Source organism: Limnobaculum eriocheiris, assembly GCF_021010575.1.
Taxonomy (GTDB): Bacteria; Pseudomonadota; Gammaproteobacteria; order Enterobacterales; family Enterobacteriaceae; genus Limnobaculum; species Limnobaculum eriocheiris.
The window spans coordinates 1-24,506 of record NZ_JAJNAG010000039.1; the positions used below are offsets into that span (position 1 = coordinate 1).

The 24,506-nt window shown below is 44.7% G+C and carries 24 protein-coding genes and 1 pseudogene; 15 read left to right on the forward strand and 10 right to left on the reverse strand.

The window, feature by feature from the left end:
- Positions 1 to 110, forward strand: a pseudogene (locus LPW36_RS13840) (integrase); the annotation flags it as partial.
- 20 nt (positions 111 to 130) lie between these two features.
- Here LPW36_RS13840 and LPW36_RS13845 read toward each other — a convergent pair.
- On the reverse strand, positions 131 to 1,108 hold the full coding sequence (locus LPW36_RS13845) for an isoaspartyl peptidase/L-asparaginase family protein (RefSeq protein WP_230610568.1): 978 nt from the start codon (positions 1,106 to 1,108) through the stop codon (positions 131 to 133).
- Between the two features lie 637 nt (positions 1,109 to 1,745).
- Between LPW36_RS13845 and LPW36_RS13850 the strand changes: the two genes are divergently transcribed.
- Positions 1,746 to 2,975 carry an Nramp family divalent metal transporter gene (locus LPW36_RS13850; RefSeq protein WP_230610570.1) on the forward strand — a complete coding sequence of 410 codons (1,230 nt, stop codon included), beginning with the start codon at positions 1,746 to 1,748 and terminating at the stop codon, positions 2,973 to 2,975.
- Between the two features lie 49 nt (positions 2,976 to 3,024).
- On the opposite strand, the gene mgrA is transcribed toward LPW36_RS13850, so the two are convergent.
- From mgrA to pagP, 4 genes are all read right to left on the reverse strand, one after another.
- Positions 3,025 to 4,017 (reverse strand): L-glyceraldehyde 3-phosphate reductase, encoded by a 993-nt coding sequence (gene mgrA, locus LPW36_RS13855; RefSeq protein WP_230610571.1) that lies wholly within the window; start codon positions 4,015 to 4,017, stop codon positions 3,025 to 3,027.
- An 82-nt stretch (positions 4,018 to 4,099) separates the two neighbouring features.
- A complete protein-coding gene (locus LPW36_RS13860) occupies positions 4,100 to 5,137 on the reverse strand; it encodes an NADP-dependent oxidoreductase (protein WP_230610572.1) in 1,038 nt (345 codons plus the stop codon).
- Positions 5,138 to 5,335: 198 nt separating this feature from the next.
- On the reverse strand, positions 5,336 to 6,445 hold the full coding sequence (chaA, locus tag LPW36_RS13865; RefSeq protein ID WP_230610574.1) for a sodium-potassium/proton antiporter ChaA: 1,110 nt from the start codon (positions 6,443 to 6,445) through the stop codon (positions 5,336 to 5,338).
- Positions 6,446 to 6,616: 171 nt separating this feature from the next.
- On the reverse strand, positions 6,617 to 7,168 hold the full coding sequence (pagP, locus tag LPW36_RS13870) for a lipid IV(A) palmitoyltransferase PagP (protein WP_230610576.1): 552 nt from the start codon (positions 7,166 to 7,168) through the stop codon (positions 6,617 to 6,619).
- Between the two features lie 382 nt (positions 7,169 to 7,550).
- Between pagP and yqaB the strand changes: the two genes are divergently transcribed.
- The 4 genes from yqaB (at position 7,551) to luxS (ending at position 10,848) form a co-directional block, all read left to right on the forward strand.
- On the forward strand, positions 7,551 to 8,117 hold the full coding sequence (gene yqaB, locus LPW36_RS13875) for a fructose-1-phosphate/6-phosphogluconate phosphatase (RefSeq protein ID WP_230610578.1): 567 nt from the start codon (positions 7,551 to 7,553) through the stop codon (positions 8,115 to 8,117).
- Positions 8,114 to 8,542 (forward strand): YqaA family protein, encoded by a 429-nt coding sequence (locus tag LPW36_RS13880; RefSeq protein ID WP_230610580.1) that lies wholly within the window; start codon positions 8,114 to 8,116, stop codon positions 8,540 to 8,542. Before yqaB ends, LPW36_RS13880 begins: the two co-directional genes overlap by 4 nt.
- Positions 8,543 to 8,615: 73 nt before the next feature.
- A complete protein-coding gene (gshA, locus tag LPW36_RS13885) occupies positions 8,616 to 10,178 on the forward strand; it encodes a glutamate--cysteine ligase (protein ID WP_230610582.1) in 1,563 nt (520 codons plus the stop codon).
- Between the two features lie 154 nt (positions 10,179 to 10,332).
- Entirely contained in the window at positions 10,333 to 10,848 is a 516-nt protein-coding gene (luxS, locus tag LPW36_RS13890) for an S-ribosylhomocysteine lyase (protein ID WP_230610584.1), read from the forward strand.
- A 115-nt stretch (positions 10,849 to 10,963) separates the two neighbouring features.
- Here the strand turns inward: luxS and LPW36_RS13895 are convergent, their stop codons facing one another.
- Together LPW36_RS13895 and LPW36_RS13900 are read right to left on the reverse strand one after the other, a co-directional pair.
- Entirely contained in the window at positions 10,964 to 12,259 is a 1,296-nt protein-coding gene (locus tag LPW36_RS13895; RefSeq protein WP_230610586.1) for a CNNM domain-containing protein, read from the reverse strand.
- Positions 12,260 to 12,324: 65 nt separating this feature from the next.
- On the reverse strand, positions 12,325 to 13,116 hold the full coding sequence (locus LPW36_RS13900) for a cytochrome C assembly family protein (protein ID WP_230610613.1): 792 nt from the start codon (positions 13,114 to 13,116) through the stop codon (positions 12,325 to 12,327).
- A 178-nt stretch (positions 13,117 to 13,294) separates the two neighbouring features.
- Here LPW36_RS13900 and ffh point away from each other — a divergent pair, with 178 nt between their 5' ends.
- The 4 genes from ffh to murP all read left to right on the forward strand — a co-directional run bounded on the left by ffh (position 13,295) and on the right by murP (position 18,118).
- On the forward strand, positions 13,295 to 14,653 hold the full coding sequence (gene ffh, locus LPW36_RS13905; RefSeq protein WP_230610587.1) for a signal recognition particle protein: 1,359 nt from the start codon (positions 13,295 to 13,297) through the stop codon (positions 14,651 to 14,653).
- 43 nt (positions 14,654 to 14,696) lie between these two features.
- On the forward strand, positions 14,697 to 15,557 hold the full coding sequence (locus LPW36_RS13910) for an SIS domain-containing protein (RefSeq protein WP_230610589.1): 861 nt from the start codon (positions 14,697 to 14,699) through the stop codon (positions 15,555 to 15,557).
- 182 nt (positions 15,558 to 15,739) lie between these two features.
- Positions 15,740 to 16,642: an N-acetylmuramic acid 6-phosphate etherase gene (gene murQ / locus LPW36_RS13915; protein ID WP_230610590.1), complete on the forward strand. Its 903-nt coding sequence runs from the start codon at positions 15,740 to 15,742 to the stop codon at positions 16,640 to 16,642.
- A gap of 24 nt (positions 16,643 to 16,666) precedes the next feature.
- On the forward strand, positions 16,667 to 18,118 hold the full coding sequence (murP, locus tag LPW36_RS13920) for a PTS N-acetylmuramic acid transporter subunit IIBC (protein WP_230610592.1): 1,452 nt from the start codon (positions 16,667 to 16,669) through the stop codon (positions 18,116 to 18,118).
- 69 nt (positions 18,119 to 18,187) lie between these two features.
- Here murP and LPW36_RS13925 read toward each other — a convergent pair whose 3' ends face one another.
- A complete protein-coding gene (locus LPW36_RS13925; RefSeq protein ID WP_230610594.1) occupies positions 18,188 to 19,309 on the reverse strand; it encodes a M20 family metallopeptidase in 1,122 nt (373 codons plus the stop codon).
- Positions 19,310 to 19,550: 241 nt separating this feature from the next.
- Here LPW36_RS13925 and LPW36_RS13930 point away from each other — a divergent pair, with 241 nt between their 5' ends.
- The 5 genes from LPW36_RS13930 to rplS all read left to right on the forward strand — a co-directional run bounded on the left by LPW36_RS13930 (position 19,551) and on the right by rplS (position 22,294).
- A complete protein-coding gene (locus LPW36_RS13930) occupies positions 19,551 to 20,006 on the forward strand; it encodes a hypothetical protein (RefSeq protein WP_230610596.1) in 456 nt (151 codons plus the stop codon).
- Positions 20,007 to 20,281: 275 nt separating this feature from the next.
- A complete protein-coding gene (gene rpsP, locus LPW36_RS13935; protein WP_130592857.1) occupies positions 20,282 to 20,530 on the forward strand; it encodes a 30S ribosomal protein S16 in 249 nt (82 codons plus the stop codon).
- Between the two features lie 19 nt (positions 20,531 to 20,549).
- Positions 20,550 to 21,080, forward strand: a complete 531-nt coding sequence (rimM, locus tag LPW36_RS13940) for a ribosome maturation factor RimM (RefSeq protein WP_230610598.1) — start codon at positions 20,550 to 20,552, stop codon at positions 21,078 to 21,080.
- Between the two features lie 54 nt (positions 21,081 to 21,134).
- A complete protein-coding gene (gene trmD / locus LPW36_RS13945) occupies positions 21,135 to 21,881 on the forward strand; it encodes a tRNA (guanosine(37)-N1)-methyltransferase TrmD (RefSeq protein ID WP_130592854.1) in 747 nt (248 codons plus the stop codon).
- Between the two features lie 56 nt (positions 21,882 to 21,937).
- Positions 21,938 to 22,294, forward strand: coding sequence for a 50S ribosomal protein L19 (rplS, locus tag LPW36_RS13950; RefSeq protein WP_108901736.1), 357 nt, complete (start codon positions 21,938 to 21,940; stop codon positions 22,292 to 22,294).
- 75 nt (positions 22,295 to 22,369) lie between these two features.
- Here rplS and LPW36_RS13955 read toward each other — a convergent pair whose 3' ends face one another.
- Positions 22,370 to 23,545 carry a pyridoxal phosphate-dependent aminotransferase gene (locus LPW36_RS13955; protein ID WP_230610600.1) on the reverse strand — a complete coding sequence of 392 codons (1,176 nt, stop codon included), beginning with the start codon at positions 23,543 to 23,545 and terminating at the stop codon, positions 22,370 to 22,372.
- Positions 23,546 to 23,752: 207 nt separating this feature from the next.
- A complete protein-coding gene (gene bamD / locus LPW36_RS13960) occupies positions 23,753 to 24,484 on the reverse strand; it encodes an outer membrane protein assembly factor BamD (protein ID WP_230610601.1) in 732 nt (243 codons plus the stop codon).
- Between the last annotated feature and the right edge of the window lie 22 nt (positions 24,485 to 24,506).

Sequence of the window (24,506 nt, forward strand, 5' to 3'; positions counted from 1 at the left end):
TGAATGAATACAACAGTGAGCGGCCCCATGAATCCCTGAATAACCTGACACCGGAAGAATACCGGCTGATGGCTGAAAACCCAGAAATCTCAAAAAGTATGTGGTACTAAAATGGGTGTGCTTACAACCACTAATCCCGATAAATACTCACATACACCGCCTGTCCCACACGGCCAATACCCCGATACATCCCTTCACTATTAAATGGTGTAACCACATTCCCCTTTGAATCGATGGCAATTAGGCCTCCGCGTCCATTGATTGCAGGTAGCTTTTCCATTACTACTTTATTGGTTGCCTGTTCTAACGACATTCCTGCGTATTCCATCATGGCGGAAACGTCATAGGCTGCAACGGTTCTCATGAACATTTCCCCGGTACCGGTAGTGGATACTGCAACAGTATGGTTATTGGCATAACAGCCTGCGCCAATAAGAGGTGAATCACCAACCCGACCAACTTGTTTATTAGTCATACCACCGGTGGATGTGGCTGCTGCCAGATTGCCATGAATATCGATAGCTACGGCACCTACGGTACCGAATTTTTTATCAGGATCGATAGGTTCGTTTTGTAGCTTTTCTGTTGCCCGGGTAGCTCCATCGTGATCCAGTACGGCACCACTTTGTTCTCGCAGAGCTCGTTGAAGCTGTTCATAGCGAGCTTCGGTAAAATAGTATTCTGGCTCTACAAATTCAATCCCCTGAGTTTTAGCAAATGCTTCAGCTCCATCACCAATAAACAGTACGTGGTGGCTATGTTCCATTACTGCACGTGCGGCCAGAATGGGGTTACGTATATGAGATACCCCAGCCACAGCGCCGGCATTTAGCGTAGCGCCATCCATAATTGATGCGTCCAGCTCGTTAGTTCCTGCATGGGTGAAGACGGCGCCTTTTCCGGCATTAAATAAGGGATTCTCTTCCAATAGCCGCACAGCTTCGGTTACGGCATCTATTGCGCTGCCTCCGGCTGCAAGAATGGTTTGGCCGGCGGTTACTATTTCGGAAAGTGCCTGACGGAATTCCTGCTCTTTTTCTGTCGTCATCGCAGTTCTGGTAATGGCACCTGCGCCACCATGGATGGCAATTACGGGAGTGAGTGTCATAGTTATATCAAGTCCGCTGTTTAATGTGTTTAGGATGAATTTTCGTCATATTTCAAACCAAATCGATTTTGATGGTTGATTTTAAATTATTTGAAATATGAGCAACTGGACATCAGGTCTACCGGACTATAAGTTTTTTACTTGCTAAAGGTAAAGTGGAAAATTACGAAAGGGCTGTAGATATCTTCGATTAATTGTCAGTGGATATGATAGTGATTTTAATGAGTTGATTAAAGGATATAGTGTCGTTTTTTATATATACTCATTTAAATTCAATTTGTTATGATTATTATTTTTGTTAATATACCTTTATCGAATGACGAGGTAGTTTATTATTATAAGAAGCTATAACTGGTTATAGATAGTTTTATTCAATGGCTAATCTGTGATTGTTATTAATTAACTTCATTATTGTTACAGATGGTTTCTTAAATGTTGTATTTATGGGGTGTGCTGTAGTTTACTGTATTATAATGACCGTAATATTTACGTTGATTTAGGTAATACAGCTGCGTTTTTGATGCGAAATATTATCTGGCTGTTTAATTGCGCCTATCTGAACGATAAGCGCAATTAAGTTGATATTTGAATGAGAGTCATTATCATTTTAATGTGTGATGATTCGGAGAACATATCCATGTCAGATTCAGGTGCCATAGTTCAGTCAGGTAAAGTATCGAGAAAGATCAGACTTGCTTTGATGGGGCCTGCCTTTATTGCGGCCATCGGTTATATCGATCCCGGCAATTTTGCGACCAACATTCAGGCTGGTTCAGCTTTTGGTTATCAGCTGCTTTGGGTGGTTGTCTGGGCCAATATTATGGCGATGGTGGTACAGCTTTTTTCCGCTAAGTTGGGCATTGCTACTAATAAAAATCTGGCGGAACATATTCGCGACCGGTTTCCTCGCCCGATTGTCTGGTTTTATTGGGTTCAGGCTGAGCTGATAGCGATAGCGACGGATTTGGCTGAATTTATTGGTGCAGCAATTGGATTCAAACTATTGCTGGGTGTGAGCTTGTTAAATGGTGCCGTGATAACCGGTATTTGTACCTTCCTTATCTTAATGTTGCAGAGTAAAGGGGATAAACCTTTAGAGCGGGTAATTGGTGCTTTTCTGCTGTTTGTTGCCGGAGCCTATATTATTGAGCTGGTGTTTTCGGCACCTGACGTTGTTGAGCTTTCTACCGGCATGTTAATACCAGGATTACCAAATAATGAGGCCGTATTTCTGGCTGCCGGGGTATTGGGTGCGACTATCATGCCTCATGTCATCTATCTGCATTCTGCATTGACACAAAATTCCAAAGGCACCCGGGAAGAGCGTTATTCTGCCACTAAATGGGATGTGGCCGTGGCGATGACTATTGCTGGTTTTGTTAATTTATCGATGATGGCAATGGCAGCGGCCGTTTTTCACTTTCATGGGCAAACGGGAATTACTGAGCTTGATCGGGCCTATGTCACGTTAGAACCCCTGCTAGGTAAATTTGCTGCGGTGACTTTCGGCCTGAGTCTGGTGGCCGCCGGATTATCTTCTACCGTTGTTGGAACTATGGCCGGACAGGTTGTGATGCAGGGTTTTATTCACTTCAAAATACCGCTTTGGTTACGCCGTGCCGTGACAATGCTTCCATCGTTTGTCGTGATTATGAGCGGAATGGATGCCACCCGTATTCTGATTGTCAGTCAGGTATTCCTTAGCTTTGGTATTGCTTTGGCGTTGATTCCATTATTGAGCTTTACCGGGAATCGGGCGTTGATGGGAGATTTGGTCAATAGCACATTGATGCAAAATATTGGTCGGGCAATTGTAGGGCTGGTAGTCAGCCTGAATATCTATTTGCTAATCAGCTTCTTTTTATAGCAGATAGCCGCCACGGTAAACTCAACGGCGGCTATCTGAGCTAACGATTCTATCTGGATAGGATACTGTCTATCTCATTCAGTTCCTGTTGGCTAAACGTCAGGTTATTTAGAGCAGCCACCGCATCTTCGATTTGGCTGACTTTACTGGCACCAATTAACGCTGAAGTCACTTTACCTTCCCGTAGAACCCATGCCAGAGCCATTTGGACCAGTTTTTGTCCACGTCGTAGGGCGATCTCATTCAGTTGGCGAATTTGGGTTATACATACTTCAGTTAATTGATCGCTGGTAAGGAAAGGGCTGTCACTGGCGATACGAGAACCTTCCGGAATACCTGACAGATAGCGATCGGTTAAAAGGCCTCCTGCCAGCGGTGAAAAGGCAATTGAGCCAACTCCTTCTTCTTGTAAAACATCCTGTAATCCATTTTCAATCCAGCGTTCAAACATGGAATATTTCGGTTGATGAATAAGACAAGGTGTTCCCAGTGAGTTAAGAATTCGAATCGCTTCTTTAGCTTTATCTGCCGGGTAGTTGGAAAGCCCGACATACAGCGCTTTACCCTGGCGAACAATCAAGTCCAGTGCCGACATGGTTTCTTCCAGTGGCGTATCAGGATCGGGACGATGGTGATAAAAAATATCAACATAGTCGAGATCCATACGCTTCAGACTTTGGTCAAGGCTGGATACCAGATATTTTTTAGACCCAAAATCACCATAAGGGCCGGGCCACATGGTGTATCCGGCTTTAGAGGAGATAATCATTTCATCACGGTAGTGTTGAAAATCCTGTTTCAGAATACGACCGAAATTAATTTCCGCAGATCCAGGAGGAGGGCCATAGTTATTTGCTAAATCAAAATGGGTAATACCGGCATCAAAAGCAGCACGAATCATTTCACGACTGTTTTCATACAGGGTGACATCACCAAAATTGTGCCAAAGGCCAAGCGATATTTTAGGCAGCTGAATTCCGCTGCGGCCACAACGGGCATATTGCATTGAATCATACCGTTGCGGATTGACAAAGTGGGACATTCATATCTCCTTAAAAAGGCACACAAGGATTACCGGTGTACCGAATAATAAAATCAGATAAATCATAGTTGAGCAGTGGTAATTAGTTTTCATCGCCAAGCTGAATAATTAACTTTCCGAAATTTTCACCTTTTAACAGGCCGATAAAGGCATCGGGCGCATTTTCCAGCCCCTGGACCAGATGCTCCCGGTATTTGATTTTTCCTTCTGCAACCCATTGCCCCATTTGCTGAATAAATTCACCAAAATGGTGGGCATAATCATTAAAAATAATGAATCCCTGCATACGAATTCTTTTTTTCAAAATAATGCTTTCCAGCAGGCCGAGTCGGTCAGGACCATCAGGCAGGGCAGTGGCGTTATATTGCGAAATGATGCCGCAAACCGGAATGCGGGCGCGTGCATTTAACAGAGGGAGAACGGCATCAAATACCTTACCTCCTACGTTTTCATAATAGATATCAATTCCCTGAGGGCAAGCATTCGCCAACTGATGAGCTAAATCCGGCTGGTAATGGTCGAGGCATAAGTCAAATCCCAACGTTTCTACCGCATAGCGGCATTTTTCAGCACTGCCAGCAATACCAATGACCCGACATCCTTTTAGTTTAGCTATTTGGCCTACGGTTCCTCCCACGGGGCCTGTAGCGGCAGCAACGACCAGCGTCTCCCCTGCTTTGGGCTGGCCAATATCTAAAAGCCCCATATAGGCGGTGAATCCCGGCATTCCGAGAATTCCTAATGCATAAGAAGGATGGGGAATCATGCTATCCAGCTTAATGATGTCCTGACCATCCGTAACCATATAATCTTGCCAGCCAGCCTGACTAACAACCCAATCACCGGTCTGAAATTCGGGATGGTTAGATTGCACGACTTTGCTGACCGAGCCACCTACGATGACATCATTTATCTCCATCGGGGGAGAGTAGGATGGCGCATCGCTCATACGCCCGCGAACATAAGGATCGAGGGAAAGATAGACATTGCGCAATAATAATTCACCGGTTCCGGGTACAGGAATGGGCTGCTGTTCCAGACGAAAATCATTCAGTGTAGGTACGCCATAAGGGCGGGAGGCAAGAACAATACGACGGTTAATAGTTGGACTTTGACTCATAATGGCTTCCTTCATTCATACTGATAAGGGGAAACTGAGCTTTATTCGTGTAACACAAAGTACCTCTAATCATGGGCAATAAACAGCATTTGTGTTTGTTTAATTGAGTGAAAAAATGAAAAACCAGACAGGAGAAGGGAGTTCAGATGAGTAGAAATCAAAACGCCACTAATTTTAGTGGCGTTTTGAGTGAAAAAATTATCCCATCATCAGAACCAACATATAAGCAACAAACACGGCCAGATGGGCTGCTCCGTTGAGCACATTGGTTCTGCCGGTTGCAAATGAGCTCTGACAAAGCAGCAATACGGTGACAAGCAATACTGCGTTAGAAGTCGACAAACCAAAGACCAGATGTTGACCGGTGATCATGGCAATAACAACTACCGCAGGTACTGTAAGCGAAATCGTCGCCAGAACGGAGCCGAAGAACAGGTTCATGGCGCGTTGCACCTGATTATTCATTACCGCCTTCAGCGCCCCTAAACCTTCTGGTGAAAGAATTAATAATGCAATCAGGAAGCCGGTAAACTGTGGTGGTGCATGCAATTCAGTTAATAAATACTCCAGCGATCCGGCATTGATCTTAGTAACGGCAATAACGGCAATCAGATGAATTATAAGCCAACCGGCATGCCAGGCATTGCCATGAGCAGAAGGTTTTCCATGATGATCGTCCGGGCCATCGCCTTCATCTTCGTGCTCATATATAAACAGATTTTGATGGGTTTTTGTCTGTATGGTCAGGAACACGATATACATTCCAGCCGACAGCAGGGCAATAATCAAAAGCTGACCTGAGCTAAAGGTGCCGCTGGCAAAGGTTGCAGGTAATACCAGAACAATAATTGCTAACGGCAGTAATGCCGTTAAATATTGTTTGATACCCGCCAGATTAACGTGTTGGGTTGCAAATTTACGACCACCCAGTAATAACGATATCCCTACCAGCCCACTCATGACTATCATAATGACAGAATATAGCGTATCCCTCATTAGCGTTGGGCCGGTGTCGCCGGTCACCATCAGTGCAGAAATCAGACTGACTTCCAGTATCACCACTGCCAGGCTCAGAATCAGTGAACCATAGGGTTCTCCCAATCGGTGAGCCAATACGTCAGCATGACGTACTACGCTAAAAGCTGCACCCAGAATAGTCACCAGTGCAAGAAGGTTAATTAAAACAGTAATCAGAAGGTTAGTATTGTGCTGCATAAAGAGCAGTACAGGAATGGTAATCATAGTCAGAATGAGTGAATACTCTTTATGACGAGTTTTGCCCGAAGGATGATGTTGTGCTTGATCCATAAATTCTCTCTGTGGCTAAAGGGATAATCAGGCGATAAAACGAAGTTCTATTTTTATTACATTTAAAATGAATACTAATAGAACTTTAGTCACAGGGCTTAAATAATCAGGCCGGACGCTAACCTGCCTGAGAAAAAAGGTCAACGTTACCGACTCTGAGAAAACTCTCAGCTAGAACTGCCAGCGAGCCCAGGTAAATAAGACGTTACCATTATTATAGGTACCCGGAATATAGGTGTTTTGAATAGCAAACTGTTTGTATTCTATCGAGAATAGTGGCAGCGGTAACGGTAGTGGAATATAAGAGTATTCGTGGCGCGCAGTAATGGCCGCGGTAAAACCCAACCCTAAACGCCAATCTCTGTCTTTGCCAAAATACCAGTTTTTCTGATAGCCATAACCTGCAATCGGCTGAAACTGATTATGCGAGTCCTGAAACTCCATCGCATAGATAGAGTGCCAGTTGCCATCATTATTAAACCGGGACACACCATAACCAATACCCCAAGGCCGCTCATTATAAGAGTCGATTTTATCCTTGTCATACATAGCACGGTTATGCCAGGTATTCAGGGGGACATAAAGATCTCTGCCAGGAGAGTTCCAGGTTTGTTTCACATTACTCTTAATAGTTTCCCAAATGCCGTCATCAGCCGCTTCTTCTGCAACGGCGTTGAAAGACAAAGTGAGTAAAATAGCTGATGTAGCAATAACGGCTTTCATTTTTGAGAATAACTTTCTAGTATATGTTTATGTCCCTATTCTGCGCGTTTCCAGATTAAAAAACGTTGCGCATAGAATCTGTTTTATGGCGGTGCCTTGGCGATGAGCCGTCGGTTATTATAATAAGATTGGGTATGAAATTCACTATAAACACCATGTTTATGTGGCGTATTTGTTACAAGGTATTGTTCTGAATAGATAATGTTTTCCGGGAAGCATTATTTTCTATATTGATGCCGTAAATTAACCTTAATAAATAGAGGGGTTTATCTTGTGTGCATAATCTGCTACCGGGTTAACTCAATCAGCGACATTATTCGGCTTTTAAGTTAAAGTAACTGAATAGTGTATTGTCTGTTATCTAAATATTGAGGGGTCTGTCATGTATGACCGCTATCAGGGGCTGATCTTTGATATGGATGGCACGCTGCTGGATACTGAAGAAGGGCATCGAAAAGCCTGGAGTGAAGTACTGGCAAAATATGATATGGAACTGGATTTAGAAAAAGTTATCGCTCTGAATGGTTCACCTTCCTGGAAGATTGCCGAGTTTGTTATCAATAGCTATCAGGTTGATATGGACCCTTATAAATTAGCGCAGGAAAAATTCGATATTGTCGAAGAGATGGTATTGGATATGGTCAAGCCATTGCCAATTGTCGAGGTAGTTAAATCCTATTATGGAAAACGTCCGATGGCGGTAGGTACAGGAAGTATGCATGGTTTTGCTGAAAGGCTCTTGCAACACGTTGGGCTAAAAGATTATTTTATGGCAATTGTTGGTGCTGATGATGTACAACATCATAAACCAGCACCGGACACTTTCTTACTCTGCGCACAGCTAATGAAAGTGACCCCTGATTCCTGCATTGTTTTTGAAGATGCACCATTTGGCCTTCAGGCGGCTAAAGCTGCTGGTATGGATGCCGTGGATGTTCGTTATTTGTGAGTGATGCACTGTCGTTATTGGCGCTATTCAGCAGCAGTTTTCTGAGTGCGACTATATTACCAGGTAATTCAGAAGTGGTATTTGTCACTTTATTAACCACGGTTAATACAGCACCGTGGTTATTGCTGGTGGTAGCGATTATAGGGAATACGCTGGGAGGCCTGACGAATGTCATCATTGGCCGAATAGCGCCAGTACCTAAACATCACCCACGATTAGAATTAGCCATGAAATGGCTACAACGCTTTGGTTCTCCGGCGTTGTTATTAAGTTGGTTGCCCGTAATGGGTGATTTATTGTGTCTGCTGGCCGGGTGGTTACGTTTACCCTGGTGGTCGGTTACTTTTTTTATGTTACTAGGGAAATCACTACGCTATTTGCTTGTGATGGTCATTACTCTAAAGAGCATCTCTTTTTTTAGCTAACAAAGAGAGAAAAGTATCGATATGAATCTTCGGTTTCGGCAGGTTGTATGAACATTGATTACGGGAGGTCGAATTGATCCCGGACGTATCGAAAGCGCTATCCTGGCTGGAAGCGCACCCTCAGGCTCTAAATGGTATTCAACGTGGTATTGAACGTGAAACCCTTCGTATAACTCCAGACGGCCATCTGGCGACGACTCCGCACCCTAAATCTTTAGGGTCGGCATTGACGCATAGCTGGATAACTACAGACTTTGCAGAGGCATTGCTCGAATTTATTACGCCGGTGGACGGAAATGTCGATCACCTGCTGGCTTTTCTGCGTGACATTCACCGCCACGTGAGTCGCGATTTGGGTTCTGAACTGATGTGGCCATTAAGTATGCCGTGCTTTATCAGTTCAGAAGACAAAATTGAGTTAGCTCAGTATGGCACTTCAAATGTCGGCCGTTTTAAAACTCTGTATCGTGAGGGTCTGAAAAATCGCTATGGCGCATTAATGCAGACTATTTCCGGCGTTCATTATAATTTCTCTTTGCCATTAGAGTTTTGGCAGGCGAGGGAAGGAATCACTGATGCTGAAAGCGGTAAAGAGAAAATTTCAGAAGGGTATTTCCGCCTGATCCGTAACTATTACCGCTATGGTTGGGTGATCCCTTATCTGTTTGGAGCATCCCCGGCGCTTTGCTCCTCTTTTATTAAAGGCCGTGAAAACAAAATGCCTTTTGAGAAGCTAAAGAGCGGAGCCTGTTATTTACCTTATGCCACCTCATTACGCATGAGTGACCTGGGATATACCAATACTGCTCAAAGTAATCTCGGCATTACCTTTAATAATCTGACCACTTATGTGGAAGGACTGAAAAAAGCCATTTCTATTCCAGCCGAACAATTTGAACATTTGGATGAGAAAAAGAATGGTCACTATCAGCAGCTCAATAGCAATGTTCTGCAAATAGAAAATGAATTTTATGCGCCGATCCGACCGAAGCGCGTTACGCGCAAAGGTGAATCGCCATCCGATGCACTATTGCGTGGCGGTGTGGAATATATTGAAGTCAGAGCGCTGGATATCAACCCGTTTTCACCAATTGGTATTGATGCCGATCAGGCGCGTTTCCTCGATCTGTTCCTGATTTGGTGTACGCTGGCAGATGCGCCAGAAATGAGCAGTGAAGAACTTCAATGTACTCGCCATAACTGGAACCGGGTTATTCTGGAAGGGCGTAAACCGGGGCAGACTATTGGTATTGGTTGTGATACTGCTCGTCAACCGCTGGAAGTGGTAGGTAAATTGCTGTTTGCAGATTTACTGCGGGTTGCCGAAGTATTGGATGGCTCAAATAAAAATTCGCAATATCAGGATGTATGCAATAAATTAATATCAGCCTTTGAAGATCCTGAACTGACCTTCTCCGGCAGAATGCTACAGGCCATTAAAGATGTTGGTATTGGCAGCTTTGGTTTGGCTCTGGCGGAACAGTATCGTCAAATGTTGCAGTCAGAACCGTTAAGCGTATTAACGGAAGATGCGATGGAATCTGAACGTGTCGCTTCTCTTCGTCGTCAGCAAGAGATGGAGCAGCAGGATAGGATAAGTTTTGATCAATATCTGACTGAACAAAACCAGCGCTAACTGGATAAAAGAAAGGCCACATATCTAGTGGCCTTATAAACATCTCATAAAAGGGATGATAATAACGAGTGTTCTTGTAATTAGTAGGACTCACGTTTTCAAGAAAGGTTTCCTGTTTAAGTAAAAAAAGTTATTTTTTTATAAGGTGACGAAAATGCCATTGTTAGATAGTTTTACCGTTGACCATACCCGTATGGCTGCACCCGCTGTTCGGGTTGCAAAAACAATGCAAACTCCCCATGGAGATACCATTACGGTGTTTGATTTACGTTTCTGTCGCCCGAACAGGGAAATTCTGCCGGAAAAGGGCATCCATACTCTGGAGCATCTGTTTGCCGGATTTATGCGAGACCATCTGAACGGTAACGGCGTTGAGATTATCGATATCTCTCCAATGGGGTGCCGTACCGGATTTTATATGAGTCTGATTGGCCAACCAGAAGAAGGCCGGGTAGCTAAAGCCTGGGAAGCCGCCATGGCTGATATTCTTAAAGTGCAGGATCAAAAAAAGATTCCTGAACTGAATGAATTCCAGTGTGGTACCTATGAAATGCATTCATTGAAAGAAGCCCATGATATTGCCCGCCATATTATTGACAGCGGTATTCGGGTGAATCACAACGATGAGCTGGCATTACCGGCAGAGAAATTATCCGAGTTACATCTGTAATTTAGTTATCTGTTGTTAATCTGTTAAATAACAAAACCCGCCTTATGAATTGACCCCTTAAAATTGGGCAGTTTTCTTAGCGGGTTTTGTTTTATCAGTCATCTGCCGATATTTATTATTTCTTTTTCAGGTTCTTTGCCGGAGGTTCACCGTTAAGTGGGCGAATCAGCACCTGCTTAATCATATTATTATTCACTTCGACAATATCAACAGAGTAGTTTTTGAAGTCAACGTGAGTGCCTGCTACCGGAATATCTTCAAAATGTTCCAACAGCAGTCCGTTAATAGTCTTGGCTGTGGAAGTCGGCAGGTGCCAGCCAAAAGCTTTATTTAGTTCGCGGATGCTGGTACTACCGTCAATGTAAACCGAGCCGTCTGCCTGAGGTACCACTTCTTCTGCCAGAGAAGGAGACATAGACGTGGTGAAGTCACCGACGATTTCTTCAAGAATGTCTTCCACACTAACCAATCCCTGAATATCGCCGTATTCATCAACGATGATGCCGACTTTTTCCCTATTGCGCTGGAATTTAACCAACTGCACATTCAGCGGTGTGCCTTCCGGAATAAAGTAAATTTTGTCCGCTGCCCGTAACATGGTCTCTTTATTAAACTCACTTTTTTCCATCATCAAACGATAGGCTTCGCGAACCCGTAACATGCCGATGGCATCATCCAGTGTATCGCGATACAGCACAATACGACCATGAGGGGAGTGGGTGAGTTGTTTCAGGATATCTTTCCATTCATCATTGACGTTGATGCCGACAATTTCATGGCGTGGAACCATGATGTCATCAACGTTGACGACTTCTAAATCCAGTACGGATAACAGCATGCTTTGATAGCGATGAGAAATCAGCGGGTTTGAAGCATTTACAATAGTACGCAGTTCATCTTTACTGACAGCATCGCTGCCTTTAACGTCGGAACGCAAACCAAACAGATGCATAATCAGGCGGGTTATACTATTAAGTAACCAGACCAGTGGTGCCATGATTTTTTGCAGTGGCTTAAGCAGAAAGCTGCTGGGAAATGCCACTCGTTCAGGATAGAGTGCCGCAATGGTTTTTGGCAAAACTTCTGCAAACACCAGAATAATAAAAGTCAGAATACCGGTGGCAATGGCGACACCCAGGTCGCCATAGAGGCGGATACCAATAACGGTAGCCAGAGAAGAGGCCAGAATATTAACCAGATTGTTGCCAATTAAAACCAGGCTAATTAAACGGTCTGGGCGCTGTAGTAGTTTTTCTACACGTCGCGCCTGACGGTTACCTTTGCTGGCAAGGTGGCGAAGCCGGTAGCGGTTCAGCGTCATCATTCCCGTTTCCGAGGCTGAGAAATAGGCTGAAATCAGCACCATGATAATCAAAATGATAATTAGGGTACCGGTTGATACGTCGTCCACCGATAAATATCCTCAGTTATGATGAGTTACACGATTAGTTTATAAACAGCACTGATGAAAAGCTGTTAATGAGCCAAAAGTTCCTGAATCAGTCGACTGCCAAAATATCCCATGGTCAGTAAAAATGCACCGCTCAGGCTAAACCATACTACTTTACGACCGCGCCAGCCTTTACTGTAGTGGCCCCAGAGTAGCACCAGATAAACCAGCCATGCCAGGGTTGACAGCGTGGTTTTATGTACATTCTCCCGGCCAAGCAGGTTATCCAGATAAAGTACGCCGCTCAGTAAAGTAAGAGTCAGCAGAATAACGCCAACCTGAGTAATATGAAAACATTTGCGTTCAATAGACAACAGTGGTGGCATATCCGGGCTGAAGGAGAGTTTTTTATTCTTCAGTCGATAATCAATCCAGGCGATTTGAATAGCATAAAGCGCCGCAATAATCAGCGTAGCATAAGAGAACAGTGCTAAGACAATATGCACCAGTAGCGTTGGGCTATCTTCCAGATGGGTAATAAATTCCCAGGGAGTAAAACTGGCCAGCGCCAGATTGATGATGGCAAAACTGTAAACAATGGGAAGCAGTATCCAACCGCGATCTTTAGAAGCCACAAATGTCATGATGGCGCTGATCAACAGGCTGGTGCCTGAAGCGATATTAAGTAAACTCAGATTTTGGCCATAGTCGACATCAAAAATACGCTGTTGAAGAGCGATTCCGTGGAAAAAGATCGCAATAATGGCCGATATCAGCGTCCAGCGACGATGAATGCCTTTTTTTCTTAACAGACTGGGGATAATCAACCCAAGGCTAGTCAGATATGCGATCAGTGATAATATGGCGAAAACAGGCATAATCATTAATGTTTGCATAAACCATGGAAAAAAGTGTAACCAGTATAACGTTAGTGGCGATTCCCTCCAATCAATTCTCAATAAGTATCGGTAACTGACCTGAGTATTGTTCGTGTTATACTTGCTAAAATTTTATTTTACCGCTGTCGCGGATTACCATCATGTTGGGCATAAGACGATGTTTGAAAACTTAACCGATAGATTATCGCGCACGCTGCGCAACATCAGTGGTCGTGGGCGACTGACTGAAGAAAATATTAAAGACACATTGCGTGAAGTCCGTATGGCGCTGTTAGAGGCGGATGTCGCCTTACCGGTGGTTCGCGATTTCATTAATAAAGTAAAAGAGAGCGCTGTCGGGCAGGAAGTTAATAAGAGCCTGACCCCAGGGCAAGAGTTCGTCAAAATAGTTCGTAACGAACTGGTTGCTGCGATGGGGGAGGAAAATAATAGCCTTAACCTGGCCGCTCAACCACCGGCAGTCATCTTGATGGCGGGTTTGCAGGGGGCAGGTAAAACCACCAGCGTCGCCAAACTGGCCAAGTTCCTGAAAGAAAAACAGAAGAAAAAAGTACTGGTAGTTTCTGCCGACGTCTATCGTCCGGCGGCAATCCGTCAGTTAGAAACCTTGTCGGAAGCTATCAGCGTTGATTTTTTCCCGTCTGATGCTCAGGAAAAACCGGTTGATATCGTTAACAATGCTTTAAAACAGGCTAAACTCAAATTCTATGACGTTCTGATTGTCGATACCGCCGGGCGCTTACACGTAGATGAAGCGATGATGGACGAAATCAAACAGGTTCATGCCGCTATTAATCCGGTAGAAACGCTGTTTGTGGTGGATGCCATGACCGGTCAGGATGCGGCAAATACGGCGAAAGCTTTTAATGAAGCGCTGCCGTTAACCGGTGTGGTACTGACCAAGGTAGATGGTGATGCACGTGGTGGTGCGGCGCTTTCTATTCGTCATATTACTGGTAAGCCGATTAAGTTCCTGGGTATTGGTGAGAAGACCGAGGCGCTGGAGCCTTTCCATCCGGATCGCGTCGCATCGCGTATTCTTGGCATGGGCGATATGCTCTCCCTGATCGAAGATCTTGAGAGTAAAGTTGACCGTGAACAAGCGGAAAAGCTGGCGAATAAACTGAAGAAAGGTGATGGTTTTGATCTGACCGATTTCCTTGACCAGCTTAAGCAAATGCGCAATATGGGCGGAATGGCCAGCATGATGAGCAAACTGCCAGGCGCAGGCCAGATCCCGGATAACGTCAAAGCGCAGATGGATGATAAATTGTTGGTGCGCATGGAGGCGATCATTAACTCCATGACACTAAAAGAACGCGCCAGTCCGGAAATCATCAAAGGTTCGCGTAAGCGTCGTATTGCCGTGGGCTCAGGTATGCAAGTGCAGGACGTTAACCGCCTGCTAAAGCAATTTGATGATATGCAGCGCATGATGAAAAAGATGAAAAAAGGTGGATTAGCCAAAATGATGCGCGGTATGAAAGGTATGATGCCACCGGGCATGATGCGTTAATTGAGCATATTGTATTGATAGTTCCATGGGGGAGATGAGATAAATGGCGTGTTTAGCTGTGATAGCCACTAATCTGGCTCAGTTTCCCCCAATGGAAAAAAAGATTGCTGAATATATACTGGAAAACCCCAAAAAAATAAAAGAGTTGTCATCTCAGGAACTGGCGACAATTTTAAGTATCAGTCAGTCAGGGGTGGTCAAATTCACTCAAAAACTGGGTTTTAAAGGCTATAGCGCGTTTAAACTGGCCATTAGCGAAGAGTTAGGGCGCAGTGAGGTAGTCGCCAGCAAATCGGCATTGCATTTGCACAATGAAATTACCGGGGATGATACCCTGCTTGAAATTGCCGGTAAGTTACTGTTAGAAAAGCAAAGCGCGCTGCATGAAACCATGAATGCTTTGCAACCACAGATATTTGAGCAAGTGGTTGAGCAGATTTTCAATGCCAAAAAAGTACATATTACCGGCGTTGGTGGTTCGGCGTTAATTGCGAAAGATCTTACCTATAAATTATTAAAAATTGGTATTCCCGCCTTTTCTGAAATGGACAGTCATGTTCAGCTAACGATTGCCCAAACCCTGGGACCGGATGATGTTCAAATCGCCGTTTCATATTCCGGAATGCGTCGTGAAGTGGTTCTGGCGGCAGAAGTTGCTAAAAAGCAGGGTGCTAAACTGGTGACAATTACCAGTTTAAAAAGCAATCCACTCAAAGATCTGGCAGATTATGTGCTTCATTCTGTAGCAGATGAAAGCCAGTGGCGCAGTTCTTCTATCTCTTCCCGTACCGCTCAAAATGCGATTACCGATCTGTTATTTATGGGATTGGTTCAACACAATCAGGAACATGCTAACGCACTGATTCAACAAAGCCGTGAATTAGTGAATAAAATTAGTTTGTAATCATTTCTCCGCTTAATTCTTCTCTGGTTTAGCTATTGTTCAATATGCGATTTCTATCACATATTTTCGGTTCTATTTTTATCTCCGCAAAGGAATAATTTATTATTAATTTAATTTTATTTTTGGAATAAAAAATTCCATTCATGGTTAGTGATAGTAATAATCAGTTTACTGAGGTTCATATGAATATTGATTTAAGCTCCATGGTCACGGAAAGTCGCAATACGGCGAGTGAAGATATCGACCAGTTATCAACGCTGGAGATGTTGCGGGTGATAAACGACGAAGACAAAAAAGTCGCCTTAGCCGTTGAAAAGGAGTTACAACATATTGCGGATGCAGTAGACATTATTAGCACTGCTTTTACTCTGGGTGGTCGCTTAATTTACTGCGGTGCAGGAACCTCAGGGCGACTGGGTATTTTAGATGCCAGTGAATGCCCGCCAACCTATGGCACTAAACCTGAACAGGTTATTGGTCTGATTGCCGGTGGTCATCAGGCAATCTTTAAAGCGGTAGAAAACGCAGAAGACAGTCTGGAGCTAGGTATTGAGGATCTGAAAGCGATTGGCTTTAGTAATAAAGATGTGCTGGTTGGCATAGCCGCCAGCGGCAGAACACCTTACGTGATTGCTTCAATGGAGTACGCCAAATCACTGGGGGCTAACGTTATCAGTATCAGCTGCAATCCGAATAGCCCCATTGCTCAACAGGCAGATATTGCCATTACTCCAGTCGTTGGTGGTGAAGTGGTGACCGGCTCATCACGCATGAAAGCCGGAACGGCTCAAAAGCTGGTTTTAAATATGTTAACCACAGGTTCAATGATCAAAATAGGCAAAGTGTATGGCAACCTGATGGTGGATGTGGAAGCGACCAATGCGAAGCTGGTGGAAAGACAAAAAAACATCGTTATGCAGGCAACCGGCTGTAGTCGGGAAGAGGCGGAGCAAGCGTTATCGCAATGTCAGCGCCACTGCAAAACGGCCATTGTGATGGTATTAACCGGTATGAGTGCGGAGCAGGCTAAACAGGCTTTATCCGCCAGTCATGGATTTATTCGTGCGGCAATCGCCTCTAAATAACCAGCGCGGAAATGAGAAAAAGATATGGCTAAAATTACCAGAGAAATGATTGAAGATATCGTTGTCGCAATCGGCGGACAGGAAAATATCCTGAAAAGCGGCAATTGCATGACAAGATTGCGACTAACACTGAAAGATAATCAGGTGGTTGATAAAAATCGCCTCAAAGTCATTCCTGGCGTAATGGGGGTGGTAGAGAGCGATAATCAACTGCAAATTATTGTAGGGCCGGGAAAAGCACAGGCAGCGGCAGAGCTGGTTAATGCTCTCCTGTCAGAACAGCCGGAAAAGGTGGTTAAACCTGCTGGTGAAACGCAACTAAAAAATATTGCCTCTTCGAAAAAGAAAGAGATGAAGTCTAAGCAGAATAGTGCGATTCACCATTTTTTAACTAAGTTTGCCACTATCTTTACGCCACTGATCCCCGGGTTTATTGCTGCTGGCCTGTTATTGGGGTTCGCAACGCTAATAGAACAATCTTACGTTCAGAGTGGTCAGGAAGTGAGTGGTTACCTGCTGCATGTGATCGCTTATATGAAGCTGTTCAGCAAAGGTCTGTTTGCTTTTCTGAGCATTATGATTGGCTATAACGCCCAGCAGGCTTTTGGTGGCTCAGGAGTAAATGGTGCCATTATTGCTTCTCTGTTTATTCTGGGATATGACCCGAATGCCACTGCCGGAATCTATTCCGGTATGGATAACTTCTTTGGTCTGCATATTGTGCCAAAGGGCAATATTATTGGGGTACTGATTGCGACTATTGTGGGGGCTTATGTGGAACGAAGCGTCAGACGTTTTATTCCTGATAATTTGGATATGATCCTCACCTCAACCATCACTTTACTAGTTATGGGCGCGGTAACCTTCGTGGCGATTATGCCATTCGGTGGCGTTCTGTTTAGTGGTATGTCCTGGCTATTTCTGCATTTAAACGGTAATCCAATTGGTTGCGCGATTCTGGCCGGTCTGTTCCTGATATCCGTCATGTTTGGTATTCATCAGGGGTTTATTCCGGTCTATTTTGCCCTGATGGATGCCCAGGGTTTTAACTCGCTATTTCCTATTTTAGCCATGGCGGGCGCCGGGCAGGTGGGTGCTGCATTGGCACTGTATGTTAGATCAGATAAAACTTCATTATTACGTACTCAAATTCGCGGAGCGATTATTCCAGGTCTGCTGGGCGTGGGGGAACCGCTGATTTACGGTGTTACGCTGCCGCGGGTTAAGCCTTTTGTCACTGCCTGTATTGGTGGTGCTATCGGTGGCTTCTTTATCGGTTTGATTGCCTATATGGGGTTACCGGTTGGTTTAAATACGGTATTTGGACCATCCGGACTGGTAGCGATTCCTTTGATGACCTCTCATCATGGTATTTTCGCTGGCATTGGCGTGTATACCGCCGGTTTGTTGGTGTCTTATATCGGTGGTTTTGTCGTGACTTATTTCTTTGGCACTAAAGATATAGATTTATCGTGAGATATTTTTAGCAATAGAGAAGGGCACCTTTTGGTGCCCTTCGTTCTTGTAATAAATGAAATTTTCTGATTATAACCGGATAATCAGCTCTGCCAGCAAAGCAGAACGCGGAGCCATATCAGCAATATTAATATGCTCATATTCTGCATGTGGTCCTGCACCGGTCGAACCCAATCCATCCAGCGTTGGAATACCCATTGCGGCGGTAAAGTTACCGTCGCTACCCCCACCAACGGCGGCATCGGTTATTTCAAAACTCAGGGCTCTGGCGGCATCTTGTGCTTTCGCCATGAGTCCGGACGAGGCTGCATTACGTTCCATTGGTGGGCGAACCATTCCGCCGGTTACCGTCAGTTTAATTCCATCAAGTTTGGCAACTGAACCATATATCGCCTGATGAATACGCTCGGCTTCATCCAGTCGGGTGACTCGTACGTCTATACTTAAATTAGCTTCTTCTGCGACGACGTTAATCTTGCTGCCGCCGCTGACGATTCCAACGTTAACCGTAGTGCCATTTTGTGGGGCATTAAGTGAGTGCAGATACTGAATCTGGTAGGACATTTCCTGAATGGCGCTGATACCGTCTTCCGGGTTGTTACCCGCATGAGCTGCTCGTCCTTTGATATGAACATAAAAACGGCCGGTACCTTTACGGCCGGTTTTTAACGCACCGCTGGCGGTAGTAGGTTCAGCAACCAACACTTGTTGATAGTGCTTCGCCTGCTCTTCAATAATCGGGCGGGAACTTGGGCTACCCAGCTCTTCATCGGCATTGCACAGAAAACGAATGTGACGATCCCCAAGCAGATTTAATTCTTTTAATGCTTTAACTGCCCAGATTGCCTGAACCAGTCCACCTTTCATATCCAATACCCCAGGGCCGAACAGCTTGCCATCTTCCTGACGTAAGCTCAGACGACCAATGTCCCAGACGGTATCAAAATGCCCCAGAATTAGGGTGTGTTGTGAACCATGGCCAATATCAAATGCCAGATGGTCACCGTATTCAGTTTGAGGAAACACTTCGGCTTTTGCCCCTAAATGTTCCATAAACAGTTTTTGCAGAACCTGACCGCAGGCATCGACTGCGGCTTTATCATGAGAAGGGGATTCGGCTTTAGCTAATAACTCAAGATCGGCCAGGATGTGACTCTGATGTTGAGTCAAATAAGAGGAAATTGCTGACATAGTTATAACCTTATTTTTAGCAAGGAACCCGAGTATAACGTTTCTGATAAGGGAAAAGAAAATCGAACAAACACGCTTTTGATTTAGATCTAATACTTGTTTTACATATGTCCTGCTTTCTTGCATTGTTACTTTTCCCTGCGGCTTGTTAGCCTGATGATTCAGTGGGTTATGGTTTATCAGCGATATATTAATTATCCTGATAATAAATAGTAACAGCTCGATTTATCAGGCGTTAATCGTGTCTCTTTATGATTTGATTATTAAGAATGTACATCTCAAAGATCCAATTAATAAAACAGATGGCCTGATGGATATCGGAATAGCCGATGGAAAAATAGCGGTAACACAAGCTGATATTCCTATTATTCAGGCTAAAAAAGTTACTGATTTAACCGAATATACTGCAATCCCGGGCATAATCGACCCCCATACTCATGTTAGTGAGTTTTGGGGAAGTAACAACGGTCAGACTATGCTAGCTAAAGCGGAGGATACCATGCTGGATATAGAGAGCCGAACGCCTATCGCCACTATCGTAGGTGGAAATATGGTGATGTACAAAGGGCTGGTGTGCGGGCAGGGTTCAACGATTATCTGTACCAGACAAGGAGAAGCGTCGTTGAAAAAACGGGGAATCAAAACCTGCGTGGCCGATCCTTCTCAAAAACCCTTGGCCATGAGCACGACCCGTTAATTCGGGCTAAATTTTTTATATCTTATCGTTACCATCAAATTAAACTGGCCCGAAATGCTTTATTCCGACATGGCCAATTGATTTATGTGGTAAGTTACCCCTGTTTATTGAGTGATACCGTCTCTGTTCCAGCCACTTTTGGAATTGAATCACTAATATCAGGCGCTTTAGGTTGCTTTTTGCGCCAAAATGAGTAAAATTTTCGGGCTTTTTATATTGCACCAGACCCCGTTCCTCGATGGGGTCTGTGTGTTTTATTAACTAAAGAGGATGTTATGGTAACAATTCGTTTAGCTCGTGGCGGCGCTAAAAAGCGTCCGTTTTATCAAGTTGTTGTGACCGACAGTCGTAATGCACGTGACGGTCGCTTCATCGAACGCGTAGGCTTCTTCAACCCGGTTGCAACCGGTCAGGCAGAACGTCTGCGTTTAGATCTGGACCGTATCAATCATTGGACTGGTCTGGGTGCAACCGTTTCTGATCGCGTAGCTTCGCTGATCAAAGACGCAAACAAAGCAGCATAATTTGTCTGGGTGTCAACAAATGAGCAAGCTACTAAATCCGGTCGTTCTCGGGAAACTGGGTTCTACATATGGCATCCGGGGTTGGCTCAGAGTGTTCTCATCCACCGAGCAGTCTGAAAGCATTTTTGATTATCAGCCGTGGTATATCCAGCGGGCTGGTGAATGGCGGGTTATCGAGCTGGAAAGCTGGAAACGCCACAATCAGGATTTGATCATCAAGCTGAAAGGCGTTGACGATCGTGAAGTTGCCAACAGTTTAACCAACTGCGAAATTGCCGTTGAAGCTGGGCAACTGCCGCCACTGGAAGAGGGGGATTACTACTGGAAAGACCTTATGGGTTGTCAGGTAGTAACAACTTCAGGTTATGAGCTGGGTAAAGTCACTGACATGATGGAAACCGGTTCTAATGACGTTTTAGTGGTCAGAGCAAATCTGAAAGATGCTTTTGGTGCCAAGGAGCGTTTAATTCCGTTCCTGGATGGACAAGTTATCAAAAAAATCGATCTCACTGCTCAATTAATTGAAGTTGATTGGGATCCTGGTTTCTAACTCCGTATTTGACGCGTTGAGCGTCTGGCGGTAGTAGCAAATGGAACGTTAAGTATGTGGATTGGTGTAATTAGCCTGTTCCCCGAAATGTTCCGCGCGATTACCGATTATGGGGTAACCGGCCGAGCAGTAAAAAATGGCCTGCTGAGTGTAACCTGCTGGAGTCCACGTGACTTCACGCACGATCGGCATCGCACTGTGGACGACCGGCCTTATGGCGGTGGTCCGGGGATGTTGATGATGGTTCAGCCCTTACGGGATGCAATACACACGGCAAAAGCAGCGGCAGGCGAAGGGGCGAAAGTTATTTATCTTTCCCCACAGGGACGCAAACTGGACCAACAGGGTGTTTGCGAACTGGCAACCAATCAGAAGCTGATTTTGATTTGTGGCCGGTATGAAGGGGTGGATGAGCGCGTAATACAAACCGAAGTCGATGAAGAATGGTCTATCGGTGATTACGTACTCAGTGGCGGCGAGCTTCCCGCGATGACATTGATTGATTCGGTTTCCCGATTTATACCGGGAGTACTGGGGCATCAAATGTCAGCAGAAGAGGACTCGTTTGCCGACGGTTTGTTGGACTGTCCGCACTATACCCGACCTGAGGTGTTAGATGGTATGGAAGTACCGGCAGTATTACTATCGGGCAACCATGAACATATTCGTCTTTGGCGCATGAAACAGTCGCTGGGTCGAACCTGGCTTAGAAGACCTGAGCTTCTAAAAAGCCTAGCTCTGACTGATGAGCAAGCAATGCTGTTAAAACAGTTCCAACAGGAACACCAACAGCAAGACTAATAAGGGAAGGATAATCGTTCCCGCAGTTTCAGTTTACCTAGGGTAAGAGAGATATTATGAGCAACATTATTAAGCAAATTGAACAAGAACAGATGAAAAAGGACGTACCTGCATTCCGTCCGGGTGATTCCGTGGAAGTTAAGGTATGGGTCGTTGAAGGTAGTAAGAAACGTCTGCAGGCATTCGAGGGCGTGGTTATCGCTATTCGTAACCGCGGTCTGCATTCTGCGTTCACTGTTCGTAAGATTTCCAACGGCGAAGGTGTAGAGCGAGTATTCCAGACTCACTCACCTGTCATTGACAGCATTGCTGTTAAACGTCGTGGTGCCGTTCGTCAGGCTAAACTGTACTATCTGCGTGAGCGTGCTGGTAAGTCTGCTCGTATCAAAGAGCGTCTTGGTAGTAAAGCTTAAGCAACATCCAAAAGCTATTAGTTATATGCAGGGCTTAACAGTGTTAAGCCCTTTTTTATATCTGATTACTCTAAATCAGACCCAACCCTTGCTACGAAACTCTTTCAGTACGCTAACAAAGGTTGTCATCTCTTCCGGTGTACCCAGCGTCAGACGATTCCAGCCTTTAGCGGGTGGAAATTCACGACCAACGAACACATGGTACTCTTTCATTCTGTCCTGATAGGTTTTTACTTCCCCCGGTACTTTGTGGAAGATAAAGTTAGCCTGTGATGGCAAATATTCCAGACCCAGTTCATTCAGCGCATTGGTAACAATCTTACGTGCGGTTTCTACGGAAGTTTTACTGATAGTCAGGAAGGTTTTATCTTCCAGAGAGGCAAGCGCTGCAACCGCACCGGCTGCATTGGTATTATCCAGAGAAATAAAGTCTTCAACCTGAGCGATAATCTCTTCATGGGCAACGGCGTAACCAATACGCAGGCCCGCTAACGCATAGATTTTAGAGAAAGTACGGGTTACTACTACATTTTTATGCTGCTTTAAAATTAGCTCAATGCCGCTGTGAAAACGCGGGTCGGTGACAAATTCAGCATAGGCTTCATCCAGCAGGAACAGCGTGCGTTCTGATGCTTTAATCCAGGGATCAATCTGGTCAGCGGGTGTGATGGTCGCCGTTGGATTATTTGGATTACACAGATACACAATGGATAAGCCAGGGAATTCATCGGCAGCCTTTTTCATTGCGTTAATATCAAATGCCAGCTTATCGTTCAGTGACACTTTAATAACCGTAACGCCAAGGGCTTTGGCATACAGTTCGGCATAGTTGAAGGTTGGATCGGGCACGATAACCTGAACCTTCTGACCGGCTTTTTGGGCCTGATAAATAGCCATTTGAACCACAGCCTGAATGGATTCTGATGAGCCGTTACCTAATGAGATATTTTTTGATTGTAGTTTGTGGCTTTCCGCTATTTTTTCAATTAACTGTTCTCTGGCGGCATCTGGATAGCGAAAGGCTTGAGGCAGGGCGTTAACCACCGCTTGCTGCGCCTTAGGAGACATGCCCAGCGAGTTTTCATTAAAGTTAAGCAATAATGGTTGCTCTTTGGTTGGTGTTGGTAAAACTTTTGCAGCAGTGGCAGTCTGATGATCCTGACTGGCTCTGGCAACTCCGGTGGCCAGATTGCCAAAGGTTAATCCACCCAGCAGTAATCCTGATGATTTTAATAGCGTACGTCTGTCCATAATTTTCTCTCTTATAATGAATATTTATTCAATAAATATGGGTTATCTGCAATAACCTAGCGAGTTTTATGAATATTGTAAATATCAGGAAATAAATTTACTGTGAGAAAAGAAGAGAGGATAGATCAGAAGATAATTGAAAGAAGTAATAAGTTAATCGCTATACATTGTTCGCATAGCGATTAACTGAAGGAATAATGAATGCGATTAGCCTTTGATATCGTTAGCTTCGATAATCTTTTTGACTTTATCTGCCTGAGACGCCAGATTTAACTGCCGATAAGCATTTTCCATTAACGGTAATGCATTGCGCGTTGCTTCAGAATCAGGATAATCACGCAGCATTTGCTCAACACGGTTAACTACTGCAACAAAAGCGCCGCGCTTAGTGTAATATTGCGCAACGGAAAGCTCGTAATTAGCCAGACGGTTGTGCAACGCGACTAAGCGTTTTTGAGCATCAGCTGCATAGGCGCTTTGTGGGTAGTTTTGCACCAACTGAGTAAAGTCGCGGAATGCGGCACGAGCATGTTGCGGATCGCGATCCGAACGGTCAATACCAAAGAAATCTTGTACGGTATTACCGTCGAACGCCATATCGGTTAAACCGCGCATATACATAACATAATCAATGTTAGGGTGTGTTGGGTTTAAACGGGCGAAGCGATCGATAGTGGCCTGTGCCATTGGTAGCTCATCTGCTTTATAATAAGCGTAGATCAGATCCAGTTGCACTTGCTGTGAATAAGGGCCAAATGGATAGCGGTTATCAAGCGCTTCCAGTTCAGTGATGGCGCCCCGGAAGTTGCCGCTTTGTAGTTTTTCTTGCGCGGTTGCATACATTTCCGATGGCGGATTATCGGGGACAGTGTCCGATGAGCAACCTGCCAACGTCAGGCTCAATATGGCAGAGGCCACTAAATATTTCATACGCATCATGACGTTTTGCTTATCCTCAGAG